This window comes from Mesorhizobium sp. M0040, assembly GCF_040323505.1.
In the GTDB taxonomy this organism is placed as follows: domain Bacteria; phylum Pseudomonadota; class Alphaproteobacteria; order Rhizobiales; family Rhizobiaceae; genus Mesorhizobium.
In genome coordinates, this window is the sequence record NZ_JAMYVA010000042.1 from 17,719 (window position 1) to 32,768 (window position 15,050).

The window sequence follows — 15,050 nt, forward strand, 5'->3', positions numbered from 1 at the left end:
ACATGCGCACAATCCTGCTGTCGGCAGCCTTGCTGGTCGCCGGCTGCCGGCAGGACATGGAGGACCAGCCGCGCTACGATCCGCTCGAAAGCAGCAACCAGTTCGCCGACGGCATGTCGGCGCGGGCGCCGGTCGAGGACACGGTCGCACGCGATGCCGATCTTTCGCCGGTACCCGACACGTTTCCCTATCCGGTCACGATGACGCTGCTGCGGCGAGGCCAGCAGCGCTTCGACATCTTCTGTTCGCCTTGCCACGGCCGCGCCGGCGACGGCCACGGCATGATCGTCGAGCGGGGCTTTCCGGCGCCGCCCACCTATCATCAGGACGCGTTGCGCAAGGCGAGCGACAGGCATTTCTACGACGTCATCAGCAACGGCTATGGCGCCATGTATTCCTACGCGGCGCGTGTCCCGCCTGCCGACCGCTGGGCGATCGTCGCCTATATCCGCGCCCTGCAATATTCGCGCGATGCACCAATTGCCGAGCTGCCGGAAAGCCTCCGCGCCGAGCTCAATGCGGAGCCGGATCGATGATGCGGGCGATGATGCAGCTTGCCGCCGAACGTTTGATTTTGCCGGCGCTTGCCGTGGCCGCCGTAGGACTTGTGCTTTGCGCCACGGGATTGGCCTTCGACTTCAGAGCCATGTTGGCCGGCTGGCTGCCTGCGGCGCTCTTCCTGCTCGGCCTACCGCTCGGCGGGCTGACCATCCTGATGGTGCATGGGCTGACCGGCGGCCGCTGGGGCGAAGCAATCCGCCAGCCGCTGCGCGCTCTCGTCGCGACGCTGCCGCTGGCTTTGTTTCTGCTGCTGCCGGTTCTGGTCAGGCTTGACCTGGTCTTTCCCTGGGCGAGTGCCGACCCGGCTGCATTGCCCGAGATGGTGCGCCAGAAATTCTTCTATCTGAACGTTCCGTTCTTTTTGCTGCGCTTTGCCGCCTGCGGCGCGATCTGGCTGGTGCTGGCGTGGCGCGTGCTTGACTGGACAACGACCGATAGCGGCCGTGGCAGCGCCGGCCGCGGCAAGGCCTATGCCGCTGGATTGATTGCGCATGGGCTGGCTGTGACGATTTTTGCCATCGACTGGATGCTCTCGCTCGAGCCGGAGTTCTCCTCGACCATCTATGCGTTGCTGGAAGCGTCGGCCGAAGTCGTCGGCGCTTACGCTCTGGCAATGACGGTACTGTGTGTTAACCGCTCGATCGAGGTCATGGCGGGCGGCGAGGAGGATGTCGCGCTCAGCGAGGATTTGGCCAATATGTTGTTCGGCTTCGTGCTGCTGTGGACCTACCTGTCGTTCATGCAATGGCTGGTGACCTGGGGCGGCGACCTGCCGAACGAGATCCGTTGGTACCTCATCCGCAGCAGCAATGGCTGGCAGTATCTGCTCTGGCTGCTGATTGCGCTGCAATTCGCGATCCCCTTTGCCGGGCTGCTCAGCCGGGATCTGAAGCGCAGCCATGCCGGCCTGCTGTCGATCTGCGGCATCGTGCTGGCCGGCCACTACGTCGATGTCCTTTGGCGGATCAGACCGCCGTTGGCGGACGGCAATGTGATCGCATTCTGGTACGATCTTGCCGCGCTGGCAGGAGCTGGCGGCCTCTGGCTTGCGCTGCTGCTTTTCGTGCTTGGCCGGCCGGACCGGATCGCCCTCTGGTGCCGGAGGCCAGTCCATGGCTAGGGCAGCCCGCCATCCCGAAACGCGCGACGTCTGGCCGGGCGCGCTGCTTGCCTTCGCGGCCGGCCTGCTGCTGCTCCTGGCCGCGACAGTCATCGTCCTCGGGCTCGTCTTCGACACCAGGCCGTTAAGGCCGCTGCCGGGGCCATCATCGGTCGGCAACCGGGCCAGTCCAGCCTTGCAGCGCTTTCCAGAAGACGACCTCGCTGCCTTCCGCAAGGCGGAGGAGCAGGAGCTGAACAAGGTCGGCTGGGTCGACCGCACCGCCGGCATTGCCCGCATTCCGATCGAGGACGCCATGTGGGCGATCGTCAGCCATGGTTTGCCGAACTGGGGGCAGCCGGCGCCGGCCGCCGGCGCCGACTGCCGATTGGTCGAGGCCGAGATACCACGCGCGCCGCAGGCCGCTCGCTGCCGGACCGCGCCAGGCCAGGGAGGCCGGCCGTGAAGGCCTGGCTAACCGCTTTTTCCCTTCTCGCGGCACTGCCGGCCATGGCCTTCGCACGCCCGGCCTTCGATCCCGAGATCGGCGCGCAGCTCAGCCTCGACCGGGTGTTTCGCGATGCGTCCGGCGAGCAGCGCACGATCGGCCAAATGCTTGCCGGCCGGCCGGCGCTGCTGATTTTCGGCTACGACAAATGCCCGAACCTTTGTGGTGTGACCCAACAGGCGGTCGCCTCGGATTTGAAAAAGACCTCGCTCGACCCCGACACCTATCGCGCTTTGTTCGTCTCGATCGATGCCGCCGACACGCCCGAAGATGCGGGCGATGCGCAAGCCACGGTCGCCGCGGCGGCCGACGCGAGGAACCTGTCGGCGTGGCGGTTCCTGACCAGTGCCGACGGCGCCGGCGGCGCCCTTGCCGCGGAAGCCGGCATCAGTTTCGACACCCGCGCCCGGATCGACCAATTCGCCCATCCGATCGCGGTCATCGCGCTGACGCCAAAAGGCCGGATAGCGCAGGTGCTGCCGGCGCTGAGCTTCACGCCGCGCGATCTTGAGCTTGCCCTTGTCGAGGCATCTTCCGGCAGGCTCGGCTCGATCGCCGATCATGTCTTCCTGCTCTGCGCCGGCTTCGATGCGTCCAAGGGGCGATATACGCCGGCGATCTGGGCTGCGTTGAAGCTCGCCAGCATCGTGATGGTGGTGGGGTTGGCGACGGCCATACTGCTGGCGCGCGGGAGGCGGGCGTGAGCTTCGGCATCCGGTTTTTCCCGCAGGAAGCCTCGTCCATCGCGGGCAGCGTCGATGCCTTGTTCTACACATTGCTGGCTTTCGCAGTCGCGCTCGGCCTGTTCCTGACCGTTCTCGTTGTCGGCTACGCCGTCAAATATCGTATCGGCTCCGCAGCCGACCGTACCGGCGCGCGTGCCCGCAGCCTGCCGCTGGAGATGACGTGGACCATTGCCAGCCTGGTGATGGCCTTCATCTTCTTCGGCTGGGGCGCAGTCCTTTTTGTCCGGCGCGACCGTCCGCCACCGGACGCCGTCGAGATCGCCGGCCTCGGCAAGCAATGGATGTGGGAATTCCGCCATCCCGGCGGCCAGCGCGAGATCAACGAGCTGCACGTGCCGGTCGGCAAGGCGGTGGTGGTGTCGCTGGCATCACAGGACGTCATCCACTCCTTCTACGTGCCAGCCTTTCGGGTCAAGCAGGATGCCGTTCCCGGACGCACGGCCAATGTCTGGTTCATCGCCACGCAGCCGGGGCGTTATCACCTGTTCTGCGCCGAATATTGCGGCACGCAGCATTCCGAGATGGGCGGCTGGGTGACGGTGCTGGCGCCGGAGCAATATGCATCATGGCTCGGCAGTCAAGGTGAAGGCGAAAGCCTTGCCACGAGCGGCGGGAAACTGTTCCGCGCGCTCGGCTGCTCCGGCTGTCACGGCAATTCCAGCAAGGTGCGGGCGCCCGGCCTCGATGGGGTTTTCGGCCAGCCGGTGGCGTTGGCCAACCGGCAGACGGTCATCGCCGACGAACGCTATCTGCGCGATTCGATCCTTGTCCCGAACAAGGAAATCGCCGCCGGCTACCAGCCGGTGATGCCGAGCTTCGACGGTCTCGTTGACGAAGCCGAACTGCAGATGCTGATGGCCTTTCTCAAATCCCTATCGCTCCAATCTCCCTCGTTCCCGGCGGCAAAAAACGAGGCGCCGCAATGAGCAGCGATTTGGCGTCGGCAAGCTATCTCGCAGAAGGTGCCGGGCCGCGCTCCTGGCTGCTGACAACCGACCACAAACGGGTGGCGTGGCTCTATTTCGTCTCGCTGACGGCCTTCTTCTTCCTCGGCGGAACCTTTGCCGTGCTGATGCGCATCGAGCTTGCGACGCCGGCCGGCGACCTGGTCTCCGACGATGTCTACAACCGGCTGTTTTCGCTGCACGGCATCATCATGGTGTGGTTCTTCCTGGTGCCGTCGATCCCGGCAACGCTCGGCAATTTCCTGCTGCCGCTGATGATCGGCGCGCGCGACCTCGCCTTTCCCCGGCTCAACCTGGCAAGCTGGTACGTCTTCATGTTCGGCAGCCTGTTCGCGCTCGCCTCGGTGGTTTTGGGCGGCGTCGACACCGGCTGGACCTTCTACACGCCGCTGTCGACGCTCTATGCCAACGGGTTTGTCTCGACCGCGGCATTCGGCGTTTTCATCGTCGGCTTTTCGACGATCATGACCGGCATCAATTTCATCGTCACCGTCCACACCTTGCGAGCGCCTGGCCTCACCTGGTTCCGGCTGCCGATCTTCGTCTGGACCCTGTACGCCACCAGCCTGGTAATGGTGCTGGCGACGCCGGTGCTTGCAGCATCGCTGATCCTCATCGTGCTGGAGCGCGTCTTCGGCATCGGCATCTTCAATCCCGCCCTCGGCGGCGATCCGCTGCTGTTCCAGCATCTGTTCTGGTTCTACTCGCACCCCGCCGTCTACATCATGATCCTGCCAGGTATGGGAGTGGTCTCGGAAGTGCTGCCTTGCTTTAGCCGCCGGCCGCTGTTCGGCTACAAGGCCGTCGCCCTGGCTTCGATGGCGATCGCCGTCTTCGGCTTTCTCGTCTGGGGCCACCACATGTTCGTCAGCGGGCAGTCGGCCTATGCCGGCGTGGTGTTTTCGTTCCTGTCCTTCTGCGTCGCGATCCCATCGGCGATAAAGGTCTTCAACTGGAGCCTGACGCTGCGCAAGGGCGAAATCAGCTTCGAGACGCCGATGCTTTATGCGCTGTTCTTCCTGGCATTGTTCACCTTCGGCGGGCTGGCCGGCCTTTTCCTTGCCGCGCTCGCCATCGACGTCCACGTTCACGACACCTATTTCGTCGTCGCCCATTTCCACTACATCATGGTCGGCGGCATGGTGACCGCCTACATGGCAGGGCTGCATTTCTGGTGGCCGAAACTCACCGGCCGAATGTATTCGGAGGTTTGGGGGCGTATAGCCGCGGCGGTCACCTTCATCGGCTTCAACCTGACCTTTTTTCCGCAATATGTGCTCGGCTTTCTGGGCATGCCGCGGCGCTACCATACCTATCCGCCGGAATTCGCTTTCTGGCACATCCTGTCGTCGGCTGGCGCCGTGGTGCTGGCGATCGGCTATCTGATGCCGCTCCTCTATTTGGCGTGGTCGCTGTTTCGAGGCGCGCGAGCCCCGGACAATCCGTGGCGAGCCACCGGGTTGGAATGGCAAACAAGCTCGCCGCCGCCGGCGCATAATTTCGATCGCACGCCGGCCGTCACCAGACCAGCCTACGACTATCCGATGAAAGGCCTGACCGAGAAACGGTCGGACCCGGTGGAGGATCTGGTTTGAAGTCACCAACGACAAGCATCGCCTTCGACCGGCCGGCTCGCGAAACGGCAGCCGACAGCTTTGCCATGTGGGTGTTCATCGGCTCCGAGGTGATGCTGTTCGGCGCCATCCTGCTCGTCTTCATGTTTGCCCGGTTGAGTTATGGCGACGCCTTCGCCGGCGCGGCGAAGCATCTGTCGCTGCCATTGGGCACCGCCAACACCGTCGTCCTGATCACCAGCAGTTTCGCTATGGCGCTCGCCCATATGTACACGGCCGCACGGCGATGGCGCGCCGCTGGCTGGGCATTGGCTGCGACGGCGCTGCTCGGCGTCGTCTTCCTGGCGATCAAGGCGACGGAGTACGCCAGGGAATTCAGCGAAGGGCTGGCGCCGGTGCTCGGCGCACCTTTCATCTATAAGGGCCCGGATCCTGTTCATGCCGAATTCTTCTTCGGCCTCTATTTCGCGATGACGTCACTGCACGCCTTGCATCTGATTTGCGGCGTAATCGTCATCGGCGGCATCCTCGCGCTGTGGCCACGCACGATCGAGGCCAGCCGGTTCCGGCGCGTGCAGGCAATCGGCCTCTATTGGCATTTCGTCGATATCGTCTGGGTCTTCCTGTTCCCCGTCCTCTATCTGATCAACAGATGAGCGAGCTCCGCAAACTCACGCTTGCTTATATCGGGCTTTTAGCCTTGCTGGCTCTGACCGTCGGCTCGTCCTTCCTCGCGCTCGGCGGCTTCAATTCGGCACTCAATCTGGTGATCGCCGCGGCCAAGACCGCCGGCATCGCCATCCTGCTCATGCATCTGGCCAGCGACGGCGTCCTGCCGCGTCTTGCGGTCGCTGCTGCCGGGTTTTGGCTGATGATCCTGTTCGGGCTGACGCTGATCGGACAATAGACCGAAGCGGCGCACCTCGTGATGCCTTGCCTGCGCTCGGACCGGCCTCATACGGCCCGCTTTTGCCCGGCCGCCAGTGTAGAAATCTTTTGGCCGTGGCCATTGAGTTGCCGGGCCTCGTCCTCGGCTGCGTCTTCGAGCTTGGCGACGAGCAGATCCTTGAGGTCGCCAACCTCTTCCTCGATGTCTTCGATGGGTACGCCGGCGTCGGCCGCCTCTTCCTTGCATTCCCTGGCGAGGATTTCCGCCTCCCTTTCAAGCTTGATCGGAGGCGGCGGCACATGAACGTTTTCGTGGATCCAGTCCTGCAAGAATTCTATCGCACTGTCACTCATGGCGCGCACCTATAGCGGCAACCCTGTAGTGCACATTAACGTACGTGCTGCAAAATGGATGCTTGGCAACGCCGGATTTCGGGTAGCGATACTTGACGATAGCGTGATCGCTTAGGAACTGGAGCTTCTGCAGCCAAATGGAATCACTTGGCGTCGCGGAATTGCGTCTAACCAGACAGTTGGAGCGGGATCTAATTTGAAAGCATCCCGCCCTAAGACGTGTTGCGCCGACGCGCCGGTGTTGCTCGATTCGGATCGCTTGTCGGCCGACCATCGTCATCGGCAGCAGCCGGTCGTGTCGGCCGCTCAGCGGCGCGGTCGGCGCGCATTTTGCGTTTATGCGCCATCCAGAACGGCAAGAGCTCGGCAAGAAAACTGTATATCGTGGTCTTCATCGGCATGCTCCGGACAACGGTTACAACTCGTGGTCCCGCATTTCCGTTCCGACAAAGAGTTCCGTTCCGACAAATCCGTCGCTTCTACAATTGCGATTCGATCGGCAGGCAGCCAACCAGCGCTGCAACGATGCGCCGATAGAGACTGGCCTCCGGTTCACGCGAATATTGACGCATCTCGCCATCCGCCATGCCGAGCCACCGCAAGGCCCCTTTGTCCAGGACCAGTTGATAGCTCGTCTGCGGCGACTTTTCGTGCTCGAACAGCCGGCGCAACTCCATCACCAGATTGGCATCGTGGAAAAGCACGCCCATTTCCGCATTCAACGACACCGAACGCGGATCGAAATTGAAGGAACCGACAAACCCCAGCGTGTCGTCGACCGTAAAGGCTTTGGTATGGAGGCTGGCTCCCTTTGAGCCGAAAACGGAGATGTTGGCCTGGCGGTTGAAGGGTTGCAATTCGAAAAGCTGGATACCTTTTTTAAGCAGCTTGCGGCGGTATCTGGCATAGGCGCCGTGCACGGCGGCGACGTCCGTCGCGGCGAGCGAGTTGGTGAGGATTGCAACCTCGGCGCCACGATCCACCAGCTTCGACAGGATGGCCAACCCGGTGCGGCCGGGGATGAAATAGGGCGAGACGATTTCGAGGCGCTGCCTGGTCGCCGCGATAGCGGGAAGCAGCTCTTTGGTCAGCCAGTTCCTGCGCCGCTTGCCGCGCACCTTTTCCGGCGGATCGGAAATGACGCGAACGCCTTTCGTCCAGCAGACGTCGCTGTGCGCTGCAATGAACTCCGTGATCGTGCGCCAGGCACTGAGGCTGTTCAAAAGCTGGCCGTCCGCGGTCGCATCGAGATTGTCGAGGAAATCGGCGCGCGAGCCCACCGCAGCCGGGTTGAGCAGCTGGATCGGCTTTGCCGCCTCGCAATTCCAGAACGCCTCGAAGATCTGCATCGTCTGCCCTACGGCAGGACCGAGAAGCAACAGGTCGAGATCACGGAAATTTGTCTCCGCGGCGTCGAAATAGGCATCGCCGATATTTCTTCCTCCGACGATGGCCAGGCTCCCGTCGGCGATCCAGGCCTTGTTGTGCATGCGGCGGGTCATCGCAAACAGCCGGGCGACCATCTCCAGCGAGCGAAAGATGCTGCCGTTCCTCATGCCGCTGGGGTTGAACAGCCTCAGCTCGATGTTCTTGTAGCTGTTGAGCGCCAGGTAAGCGGCGTCGCTGTTGCGCGGATTGATATCGTCCAGCAGCATGCGGACGCGGACACCGCGCTCCGCCGCCTTGACGACCTCCTGCATCAGCAGCCGGCCGCTATGGTCGTCGTGCCAGAGATAGTACATCAGGTCGAGGCTGCTGGTGGCACTGCGCGCGGCAAGGATTCGTGCGGCAAACGCGTCATAATTGTCGGCGATCAGCACCAGCCCGCTATTGCCGGCAGCGATCTTGTCCCGGGCAAACCGCGAAATGGCTGTATCCATAAAGTGCACCGACAAACATCAGCGAAGCAAACCGTCTGAAATCTGACTAACAACCCTTCAGGTTCATTCTGGTTGCAGTCGCGGCTGCCTTATCGCGTCAAGGTTCAGTCGGGCCTTGATGGGCAGATGGTCGGAGGCGCGCTGCGCCAGCGGCGTCTTGTGCACCTCGATGCTGGAAATCAGGTGCGGCGGCCTGGCCAGGATGCGGTCGAGCGCAAACAGCGGAAAGCGCGACGGAAAGCTCGGCAGAACCGCATCGATCGGACCGAAATGCGGCAGCAGGGCCAGCAGCGAAGACCTGTTGCGGACGCGCCATTCGTTGAGGTCGCCAAGCAGGATTGTTGGCCGCAGAACCGGGTGCGTGGCTTCGACAAGTGCGTTGGCTTGCTGCGAGCGCGAGCGCCGCAGCAAGCCGAAATGCGCGGCTATGATCCTGAGCGAGACGCCCTTCAGCTCCAGGTCCGCAATCACCGCGCCGCGCGGCTCGAGGCCGGGCAGCCGGATCTGGTTCACGCTTTCGACCACGCCGCGGCGTGCCAGGATCAGATTTCCATGCCAGCCATGGCTGCGGCGGTTTTCCGGGATGTGTGTGGGGACGAGATCGCTGTCGCGCTCGAGTGCTGCGAGATCCAGCAATCCCTGCCTGCTTCCGGTTCTTTCGTCGGCCTCCTGCAAAGCGATGATGTCGGCGTCGAGTTCCTTGACCACGGCCGCGACCCGCTCCGGATCGAACCTGCCGTCGGTGCCGACGCATTTATGCACATTGTAGGATGCGACCGTAGTGCATGAAATTTCATTGCCGGGTGCCGCAAACCGCGGCACTTCCCTTCGCAGCGCAGCGCCAAGCGACCTTGGGAGGGTAGGCGATCGATCCAGCATGTGGTCCATTTGCTGTTGAGTCGGCGAGTGGCGGCCATTGCGATTATGGCGCGTGCGGAGGTCTGAAACAACGACGACCTTGGAAAACCGTTCCCGTCGGTCTTCTTCCACCGCGAGCAGCGGTGAGGTTTCATTGGAAGTCCGCCTCTGTCATGGAACAATCGCAGCCGCGCGCGGTTCAGCAAACTTGCGCCGAAAACGATCTGACGCCATGCGGCGTGATCGAAACGGGATGGCCGGATCATGGAAACACCCACCTTCTGCACCACGCCGTTGCTGCGCATCGCGTACATCGCCGGTGGCCCTGGAGCCGGCGCGCCCGTTCTGCTTCTCCACGGCTGGCCGGACGACGCAACCACCTTCACGCGCATTGCGCCTGTCCTGCATCGTGCCGGCTTCCGCACCTTTGCGCCGTGGCTGCGTGGGTTCGGCAAAACCACCTTCCTGTCGGACGAGACCATGCGATCCGGTGAAATTGCCGCCATGGCTCAGGACGTGATCGATTTCGCCGACGCATTTGGCCTCGGCCGTTTTGCGGTCGTAGGCCACGATTGGGGCGCGCGGATCGCTTACCTGCTCGCCTCGGTATTTCCCGAACGGATACGGTGCTGCTCGGCATTGTCGCTTGGCTGGCAGCCGGGCGAATTCGCAACGCCGCCGTTGGACCAGGTCAGGGCATTCTGGTACCAATGGTTCATGGCAACGGATCGCGGCGCCGAGATCGTTCGCCAGCAAGGCAAGGCGTTCGCGCATTTTCAATGGGAAAGCTGGAGCCCGCCCGGCTGGTTCGAGGAAGAGCTTTTTGACAGCGTTGCCGCTTCCTTCGAAAATCCCGATTGGGCCGACGTGACGTTGCACTCCTACAGGGTTCGCTGGGGCGAAGCCGATCCCGATCCGCGCTACGCCGATCTTGCCCGGCGCCAGATTTCCGCCAAGTCCATTCCCGCGCCTACTCTGACGATCCACGGCGATGCCGACCGCGTTGTGCTGCCACAATCGTCCGAAGGCAAGGAACTATACTTCACGGCCCATTACGAGCGCCAGCTTCTGGCTGGCATCGGCCACTTTCCGACGCGCGAAGCACCCGAGCGCGTTGCCGATCACCTTGTCGGGTTCCTCGACAGTTTCGGAAGAGGAGAAGCGTAGAACTGGAACCCTGACCGGCGATAGTACGTTTCGGGAAGGCAGCGCAGTCAACGGAGAAGTCGAATGCAGCCCTTAGCCGCAGATTCCGCCCCCCGCCCAGGCCCGCTCAGGATTGTCCCGTTTGATGGAACCGTGACCGTCCGGTTCTCCGATGCCATTATTGCGTCGAGCGAGCGGGCAAAGGTGCTCTATGAAGACGGCCATGATCCTGTTTTCTACATACCCTTCGAGGACATCTATTTCGACCTCTTGGAGAAGACGAACACGACGAGCCACGGCCCGCTGAAGGGCACGGCAAGCTATTGGCGTGTTCATGCGGTCGGTTCGTCGGCAGAAGACTTCATGTGGGCCTACGAGACGCCCGACACCCCGGCATTGGCGATCGCCCGCCATGGTGCGTTCGATCCCGGCAGGGCGCGGATCGACGCCGATCCCGCGGAAGACAAGCGGCACACGCCGCACGTCACCGAGTAGACCCACATCGGCGACAGCCGCCAGCTGTCCGTCAGCTCGCGAACTCTTCCCTGAGAATGCGCAGGCCGTCTTCGTATTTCGCTGTCGAGGCACCGATCTGCCGTGCCTGCCATAGATTGTCGGCGAGATCCGCGCGCTTGACCGGCAATGCCAGCGGGTTGGCCGCAGCCCTGCGAACGAACGCGGCATCGCCCTCATTCGGCCGCCGCGTCATGGCATCGACGGCCGATACGATGGACGGTCCAAACCCGGCCGCCTCAAGCCGGTCGCGGTTCCAGCCGTCGCCTTTTTCGACGACGTCGTGAAGATAGGCGATGGCTTTCTGGTCGAGCGTTTCGACGGCATCGACAACCCGACGGCAATGTTCGATATAGGGCCGCCCTGTCTTGTCAGACTGTCCGGCATGGGCCTGTTCGGCGATTTTCGCTGCGCGATAAAGCACGCTCATTGGGTCGACCCCGTAACGAACAGCGCATGTCCTGGCTAACGCGCCATCGTCAGCGCGAGTTCCGATGCACCGCGGGAACCCTGCTGCCTCACTTGCGAGCTGAATGCCGCGGCGGCGGGCCCGACACGTCAGGAGACGCGTTCAAAACTGTCGAGGCTGGTTCCAAAGGCGCGCCAGGCGGGCAGTTTCCTGGCTCGGGCCGGGGCACCTTCCTTTTCCGCCGACAAAGCGGCTTCCGCAACGGTGTGCCACAGCATCTCCAGCTTCCCATCCCTGAGAATGCCGGTATAGCTCACCGCTGCGGCTCCGACCCGCCCTTCGGCCGCGCAAGTGAAGCCGATGACGTCTCCACGGCAGGCTCCGAACAGCGGCACCGTCATCCCGAAAAAGGCGCTGTCCTCCAGCGCCGTCCGGAAGGTTCCGCTGATCCGTCCGCCCTCTTCGCTGGTCAGTTCGACCACCGACCCGTACTGATTCCGCCAGGTGCCCAGCCAACTCATCGCTGCTCCTCCTGATTGCTACCACAGGGATTGCGCTAACACACGGCCGCCAAGCCGCGGCCGAGGCAGCGGCCTTCAATCAGCCGCGATGCCAGCCATCGACATCTGAACGAAGCGCAGCGGCGATTCCAGCGTCCAGCTGATGCCGTGCCTGGCGAATTCCAGGCGGCCGGTGCCGCTGAGCGCCTGCGGCGTGACGCGTTTGAGCACAACCGTTCCGAAACCGCGTCGCGTGTTTTCATCGACCAATGGTCCGTCCAGCTCCCGCCAGACAAGGCGGAAGCCATCGCTGCCATCGGCGGCTGGGGTCACGGTCCATTCGACCTCGACCCGTCCGTCATGGTGCGACAGCGCTCCGTGCTTTACCGAATTGGTGGCCAACTCGTGAAAGGCAATGCCGAGATATTGCACGGCGTTCGGCTGCAGCATGATCATCGGCCCGCTCATCGACAGCCGGGCCTGTGTCGCGAAGGCCTTGGTCTGGGCATGGATCAATTCGCCGATGGTCGCGCCACGCCATTCCGCATCGACCAGGAGGTCGTGCGATTCCGAAAGCGCCATGATGCGTTCCCGGACCCGTGAAAGGAAGGCCTCTGGCGTACCGGCCAGCTTGCTGGTCTCGCGGATCATCGAGACGATCACCGAATACTGGTTTTTAACGCGATGGTTGACTTCGCGCATGAGTGTGCGGATGCGCCGTTCGCTTTCCTTGTGGGGGCTGATGTCGCGCGCGATCTTGGAGGCGCCGATGATACGCCCGATGCCGTCGCGTATCGGCGAGATGGTGAGCGAAACCGGAACCAGGGTGCCGTCCTTGCGCTGCCGGATAGTCTCGTATGAAGGAATCCGTTCGCCGGCGCGAATGCGGCTGATGATCATGGCTTCCTCATCCAGGTGGTCGGGCGGGATGAGGATCGTCACCGGGCGCCCGATCGCCTCGGCGGGCGTATAGCCGAACAGGCGTTGTGCCGCGTCGTTCCAGCTGGTGATAATGCCGTTCAGGTCTTTGGACACGATGGCGTCCATCGAGGATTCGACGATGGCGGCGAGCCTTATGCCGGCGTCGTCGGCCAGCGTCTGCATGCGCAGGTCGAGCAGGGTGTTGATGGCACCGACAACCTCGCCGGCTTCATTGCGAAGCAGGACCGGATGCGCACTGAACGGGATGAGTTGGCCGTCCGGCCGCTCGGCGATGGCTCGGCCCCCACGAACGTCCCGCTCCTCGAGCAAGGCAACGGCCATTGGACACTCGTCATGCGCCATCGGTCGCCCGTCGAGGTGGCGAAGCTTCCATGACCCGCACCAGCGATCCTGGCCGATAACCGGACGATATCCCCAGAGATCGGCAGCGGCTTCGTTGAAGAAGGTAATGTAGCCTTGTTTGTCGGTGGTGTAGACGGCCACAGGCAACGCCTGCATCAGATCGGCGGAGGAAACTTGCGGGATCCCGCCAGTCCTTAGTTCAACGACGTCCACCAGTCCCCCGCTCCGCTTGGCTTGCCGACGGATTGCTACGTCATCTAAATGCGCGCGAGCGTTTTCGGTTCCGTTCGATCCGCTTTCGGACATTCAGGCTGATTTGCGTTTCGGGGCCGTTCTCGGCTTTTTGCTGGGAGCCTTGCCGCCTTCCTGCGCCAGGCTTTTGCGCAGAACATCGGCGAGATTGATGACGTTCGTCTTGGGCTCAGGTGCCGGCTTGGGCGGTTTCTTGCCCTTGCGCTTGGCCTCGATCATTGCAACCAGCGCCTGTTCATAAGTATCGTCGAACTTCGACGGGTCGAATTTGGCGGGCTTCTTGTCGATCAGCAATTGCGCGATTTCCAGCATCTCGGGATCGACCTTGCGAGCCTTCAGCCCTTCGAACACCGCGTCCGCCGCGACCACTTCATTGTGGTTGCGTAATTCCGTCATCAGCATGCCCTTGCCCAGCGGCTGGATCAGCACCTCTCGGCCTCGCTGGTACAGCACGACGCAGGAGCGGGCTGCTACCTTTTTCCTGGCCATGGCGTCCCGGATCACCGCGAAAGCCTCCGTGGAGGGCGCATCGGCCGGAACGAGATAGTAGGGTTTTTCGAGGTAGCGTGCGTCGATTTCGGCGGCAGGCACGAACTCGCCGATCTCGAGCGTATGCTGCGATACCATCTTCAGTTTCTTGATTTCGTCCGGCTCTATATGGATGAACTCACCCTTTTCGACCTCATAGCCTTTTACCTGCTCCGCCGCCGCGACCGTGTCGCCGGTCTCCTCGTCTAGATAGGCGCTCTTGACCGGGAGACCGTCCTTGCGGTTCAGGATCCTGAAATGCACTTTCTCGGCCTCGCTGACGGCACCGATGATCTTGACGCCACAGGAAACCGATCCGACTTTCATAAAGCCCTTCCCGGCAGCTCGCGGCGTCGCCATGTCGATCACTCATTTGTCGAACGGACGGAACGGCTGCGCGCGGAAATCGTTCCGCCATGGCAGGCTGTTCCACATGCCGGCCCGGACGTTCGTTTCATTTTCGTCAGGGGAAATAGCGGAATGGCCCAACGCAGCGCAGGATTGCTCATCTTTCGCCGAAGGGAAGGACATCTCCAGATCTTGCTGGTGCATCCGGGCGGCCCATTCTGGGCGACGAAGGACGACGGCGCATGGTCGATCCCGAAGGGCTTGGTCGACGAGAACGAGGACGAGCTGGCGGCGGCAAAACGCGAGGCCGAAGAGGAGCTAGGCGTCGCCATCGATGGCGTTTTCGAACACCTTGGCAGCTACAGGCAGCCGGGCGGCAAGCTCGTCATCGCATGGTGCGTCGAGGCGGATTTCGACAGCGACGCCATCAGCAGCAACACCTTCGTCATGGAATGGCCGCCAAGGTCCGGCTCGATGAAGGAATTTGCCGAAGTCGACAAAGCGGGCTGGTTCTCCCTGCCTGAAGCCAACCTCAAGATCCTGAAAGGCCAGCGCGCCATGTTGGCGGACTTTGCCGGCCGGCATGGCGACGGATGAATTTGTTTCAGCCCAGTTCTTAGGGCAGTGCTCGGGCTTC

Annotated in this window: 18 protein-coding genes; 11 read left to right on the top strand and 7 right to left on the bottom strand. The window is 62.6% G+C overall.

The genetic code is table 11. The annotated features are described in order from the left end of the window. The first annotated feature begins 2 nt into the window (after positions 1–2). From NKJ91_RS26010 to NKJ91_RS26045, 8 genes are read left to right on the top strand one after another with little or no spacing between them, the layout of a single operon-like run. A complete protein-coding gene (locus NKJ91_RS26010; protein ID WP_352457837.1) occupies positions 3–536 on the top strand; it encodes a c-type cytochrome in 534 nt (177 codons plus the stop codon). Next, the gene (locus NKJ91_RS26015; protein ID WP_352457814.1) at positions 533–1,681 is read left to right on the top strand and encodes a hypothetical protein; all 1,149 of its coding nucleotides are present in this window, start codon (positions 533–535) and stop codon (positions 1,679–1,681) included. The genes NKJ91_RS26010 and NKJ91_RS26015 overlap by 4 nt, the downstream gene beginning before the upstream one ends. Then, positions 1,674–2,126, top strand: coding sequence for a hypothetical protein (locus NKJ91_RS26020; protein WP_352457815.1), 453 nt, complete (start codon positions 1,674–1,676; stop codon positions 2,124–2,126). The genes NKJ91_RS26015 and NKJ91_RS26020 overlap by 8 nt, the downstream gene beginning before the upstream one ends. Then, the gene (locus tag NKJ91_RS26025) at positions 2,123–2,872 is read left to right on the top strand and encodes an SCO family protein (protein ID WP_352457816.1); all 750 of its coding nucleotides are present in this window, start codon (positions 2,123–2,125) and stop codon (positions 2,870–2,872) included. Before NKJ91_RS26020 ends, NKJ91_RS26025 begins: the two co-directional genes overlap by 4 nt. Then, positions 2,869–3,840 (top strand): cytochrome c oxidase subunit II, encoded by a 972-nt coding sequence (gene coxB / locus NKJ91_RS26030; protein ID WP_352457817.1) that lies wholly within the window; start codon positions 2,869–2,871, stop codon positions 3,838–3,840. The genes NKJ91_RS26025 and coxB overlap by 4 nt, the downstream gene beginning before the upstream one ends. Continuing rightward, on the top strand, positions 3,837–5,474 hold the full coding sequence (gene ctaD / locus NKJ91_RS26035) for a cytochrome c oxidase subunit I (protein WP_352457818.1): 1,638 nt from the start codon (positions 3,837–3,839) through the stop codon (positions 5,472–5,474). The genes coxB and ctaD overlap by 4 nt, the downstream gene beginning before the upstream one ends. Further along, complete coding sequence (locus NKJ91_RS26040) at positions 5,471–6,109, top strand: cytochrome c oxidase subunit 3 (RefSeq protein WP_352457819.1); 639 nt, start codon at positions 5,471–5,473, stop codon at positions 6,107–6,109. Before ctaD ends, NKJ91_RS26040 begins: the two co-directional genes overlap by 4 nt. After that, a complete protein-coding gene (locus NKJ91_RS26045) occupies positions 6,106–6,360 on the top strand; it encodes a cytochrome C oxidase subunit IV family protein (RefSeq protein WP_352457820.1) in 255 nt (84 codons plus the stop codon). The genes NKJ91_RS26040 and NKJ91_RS26045 overlap by 4 nt, the downstream gene beginning before the upstream one ends. A 47-nt stretch (positions 6,361–6,407) precedes the next feature. Here the strand turns inward: NKJ91_RS26045 and NKJ91_RS26050 are convergent, their stop codons facing one another. The 3 genes from NKJ91_RS26050 to NKJ91_RS26060 form a co-directional block, all read right to left on the bottom strand. Next, positions 6,408–6,695 carry a hypothetical protein gene (locus tag NKJ91_RS26050; protein WP_352449563.1) on the bottom strand — a complete coding sequence of 96 codons (288 nt, stop codon included), beginning with the start codon at positions 6,693–6,695 and terminating at the stop codon, positions 6,408–6,410. A 479-nt stretch (positions 6,696–7,174) separates the two neighbouring features. Then, positions 7,175–8,575, bottom strand: coding sequence for a phospholipase D family protein (locus tag NKJ91_RS26055; RefSeq protein ID WP_352449561.1), 1,401 nt, complete (start codon positions 8,573–8,575; stop codon positions 7,175–7,177). 63 nt (positions 8,576–8,638) lie between these two features. Beyond that, positions 8,639–9,454: an endonuclease/exonuclease/phosphatase family protein gene (locus NKJ91_RS26060; RefSeq protein ID WP_023677076.1), complete on the bottom strand. Its 816-nt coding sequence runs from the start codon at positions 9,452–9,454 to the stop codon at positions 8,639–8,641. A gap of 243 nt (positions 9,455–9,697) precedes the next feature. Between NKJ91_RS26060 and NKJ91_RS26065 the strand changes: the two genes are divergently transcribed. Next, positions 9,698–10,600 carry an alpha/beta fold hydrolase gene (locus NKJ91_RS26065; RefSeq protein ID WP_352457822.1) on the top strand — a complete coding sequence of 301 codons (903 nt, stop codon included), beginning with the start codon at positions 9,698–9,700 and terminating at the stop codon, positions 10,598–10,600. A 63-nt stretch (positions 10,601–10,663) separates the two neighbouring features. After that, positions 10,664–11,074 (top strand): DUF427 domain-containing protein, encoded by a 411-nt coding sequence (locus NKJ91_RS26070; protein ID WP_502903636.1) that lies wholly within the window; start codon positions 10,664–10,666, stop codon positions 11,072–11,074. A 31-nt stretch (positions 11,075–11,105) separates the two neighbouring features. Here NKJ91_RS26070 and NKJ91_RS26075 read toward each other — a convergent pair whose 3' ends face one another. The 4 genes from NKJ91_RS26075 to ku form a co-directional block, all read right to left on the bottom strand. Continuing rightward, positions 11,106–11,522, bottom strand: coding sequence for an HD domain-containing protein (locus NKJ91_RS26075; RefSeq protein WP_352457823.1), 417 nt, complete (start codon positions 11,520–11,522; stop codon positions 11,106–11,108). Positions 11,523–11,650: 128 nt separating this feature from the next. Further along, positions 11,651–12,022 (bottom strand): avidin/streptavidin family protein, encoded by a 372-nt coding sequence (locus NKJ91_RS26080; RefSeq protein WP_352457824.1) that lies wholly within the window; start codon positions 12,020–12,022, stop codon positions 11,651–11,653. 75 nt (positions 12,023–12,097) lie between these two features. Beyond that, positions 12,098–13,498, bottom strand: a complete 1,401-nt coding sequence (locus NKJ91_RS26085) for a PAS domain-containing HWE histidine kinase family protein (protein ID WP_352457825.1) — start codon at positions 13,496–13,498, stop codon at positions 12,098–12,100. A gap of 93 nt (positions 13,499–13,591) precedes the next feature. Next, positions 13,592–14,425, bottom strand: coding sequence for a non-homologous end joining protein Ku (gene ku, locus NKJ91_RS26090; protein ID WP_352457826.1), 834 nt, complete (start codon positions 14,423–14,425; stop codon positions 13,592–13,594). A 120-nt stretch (positions 14,426–14,545) separates the two neighbouring features. On the opposite strand from ku, the gene NKJ91_RS26095 reads away from it, so the two are divergent. Further along, positions 14,546–15,010 (top strand): NUDIX hydrolase, encoded by a 465-nt coding sequence (locus tag NKJ91_RS26095; protein ID WP_352449554.1) that lies wholly within the window; start codon positions 14,546–14,548, stop codon positions 15,008–15,010. Positions 15,011–15,050: the final 40 nt, after the last annotated feature.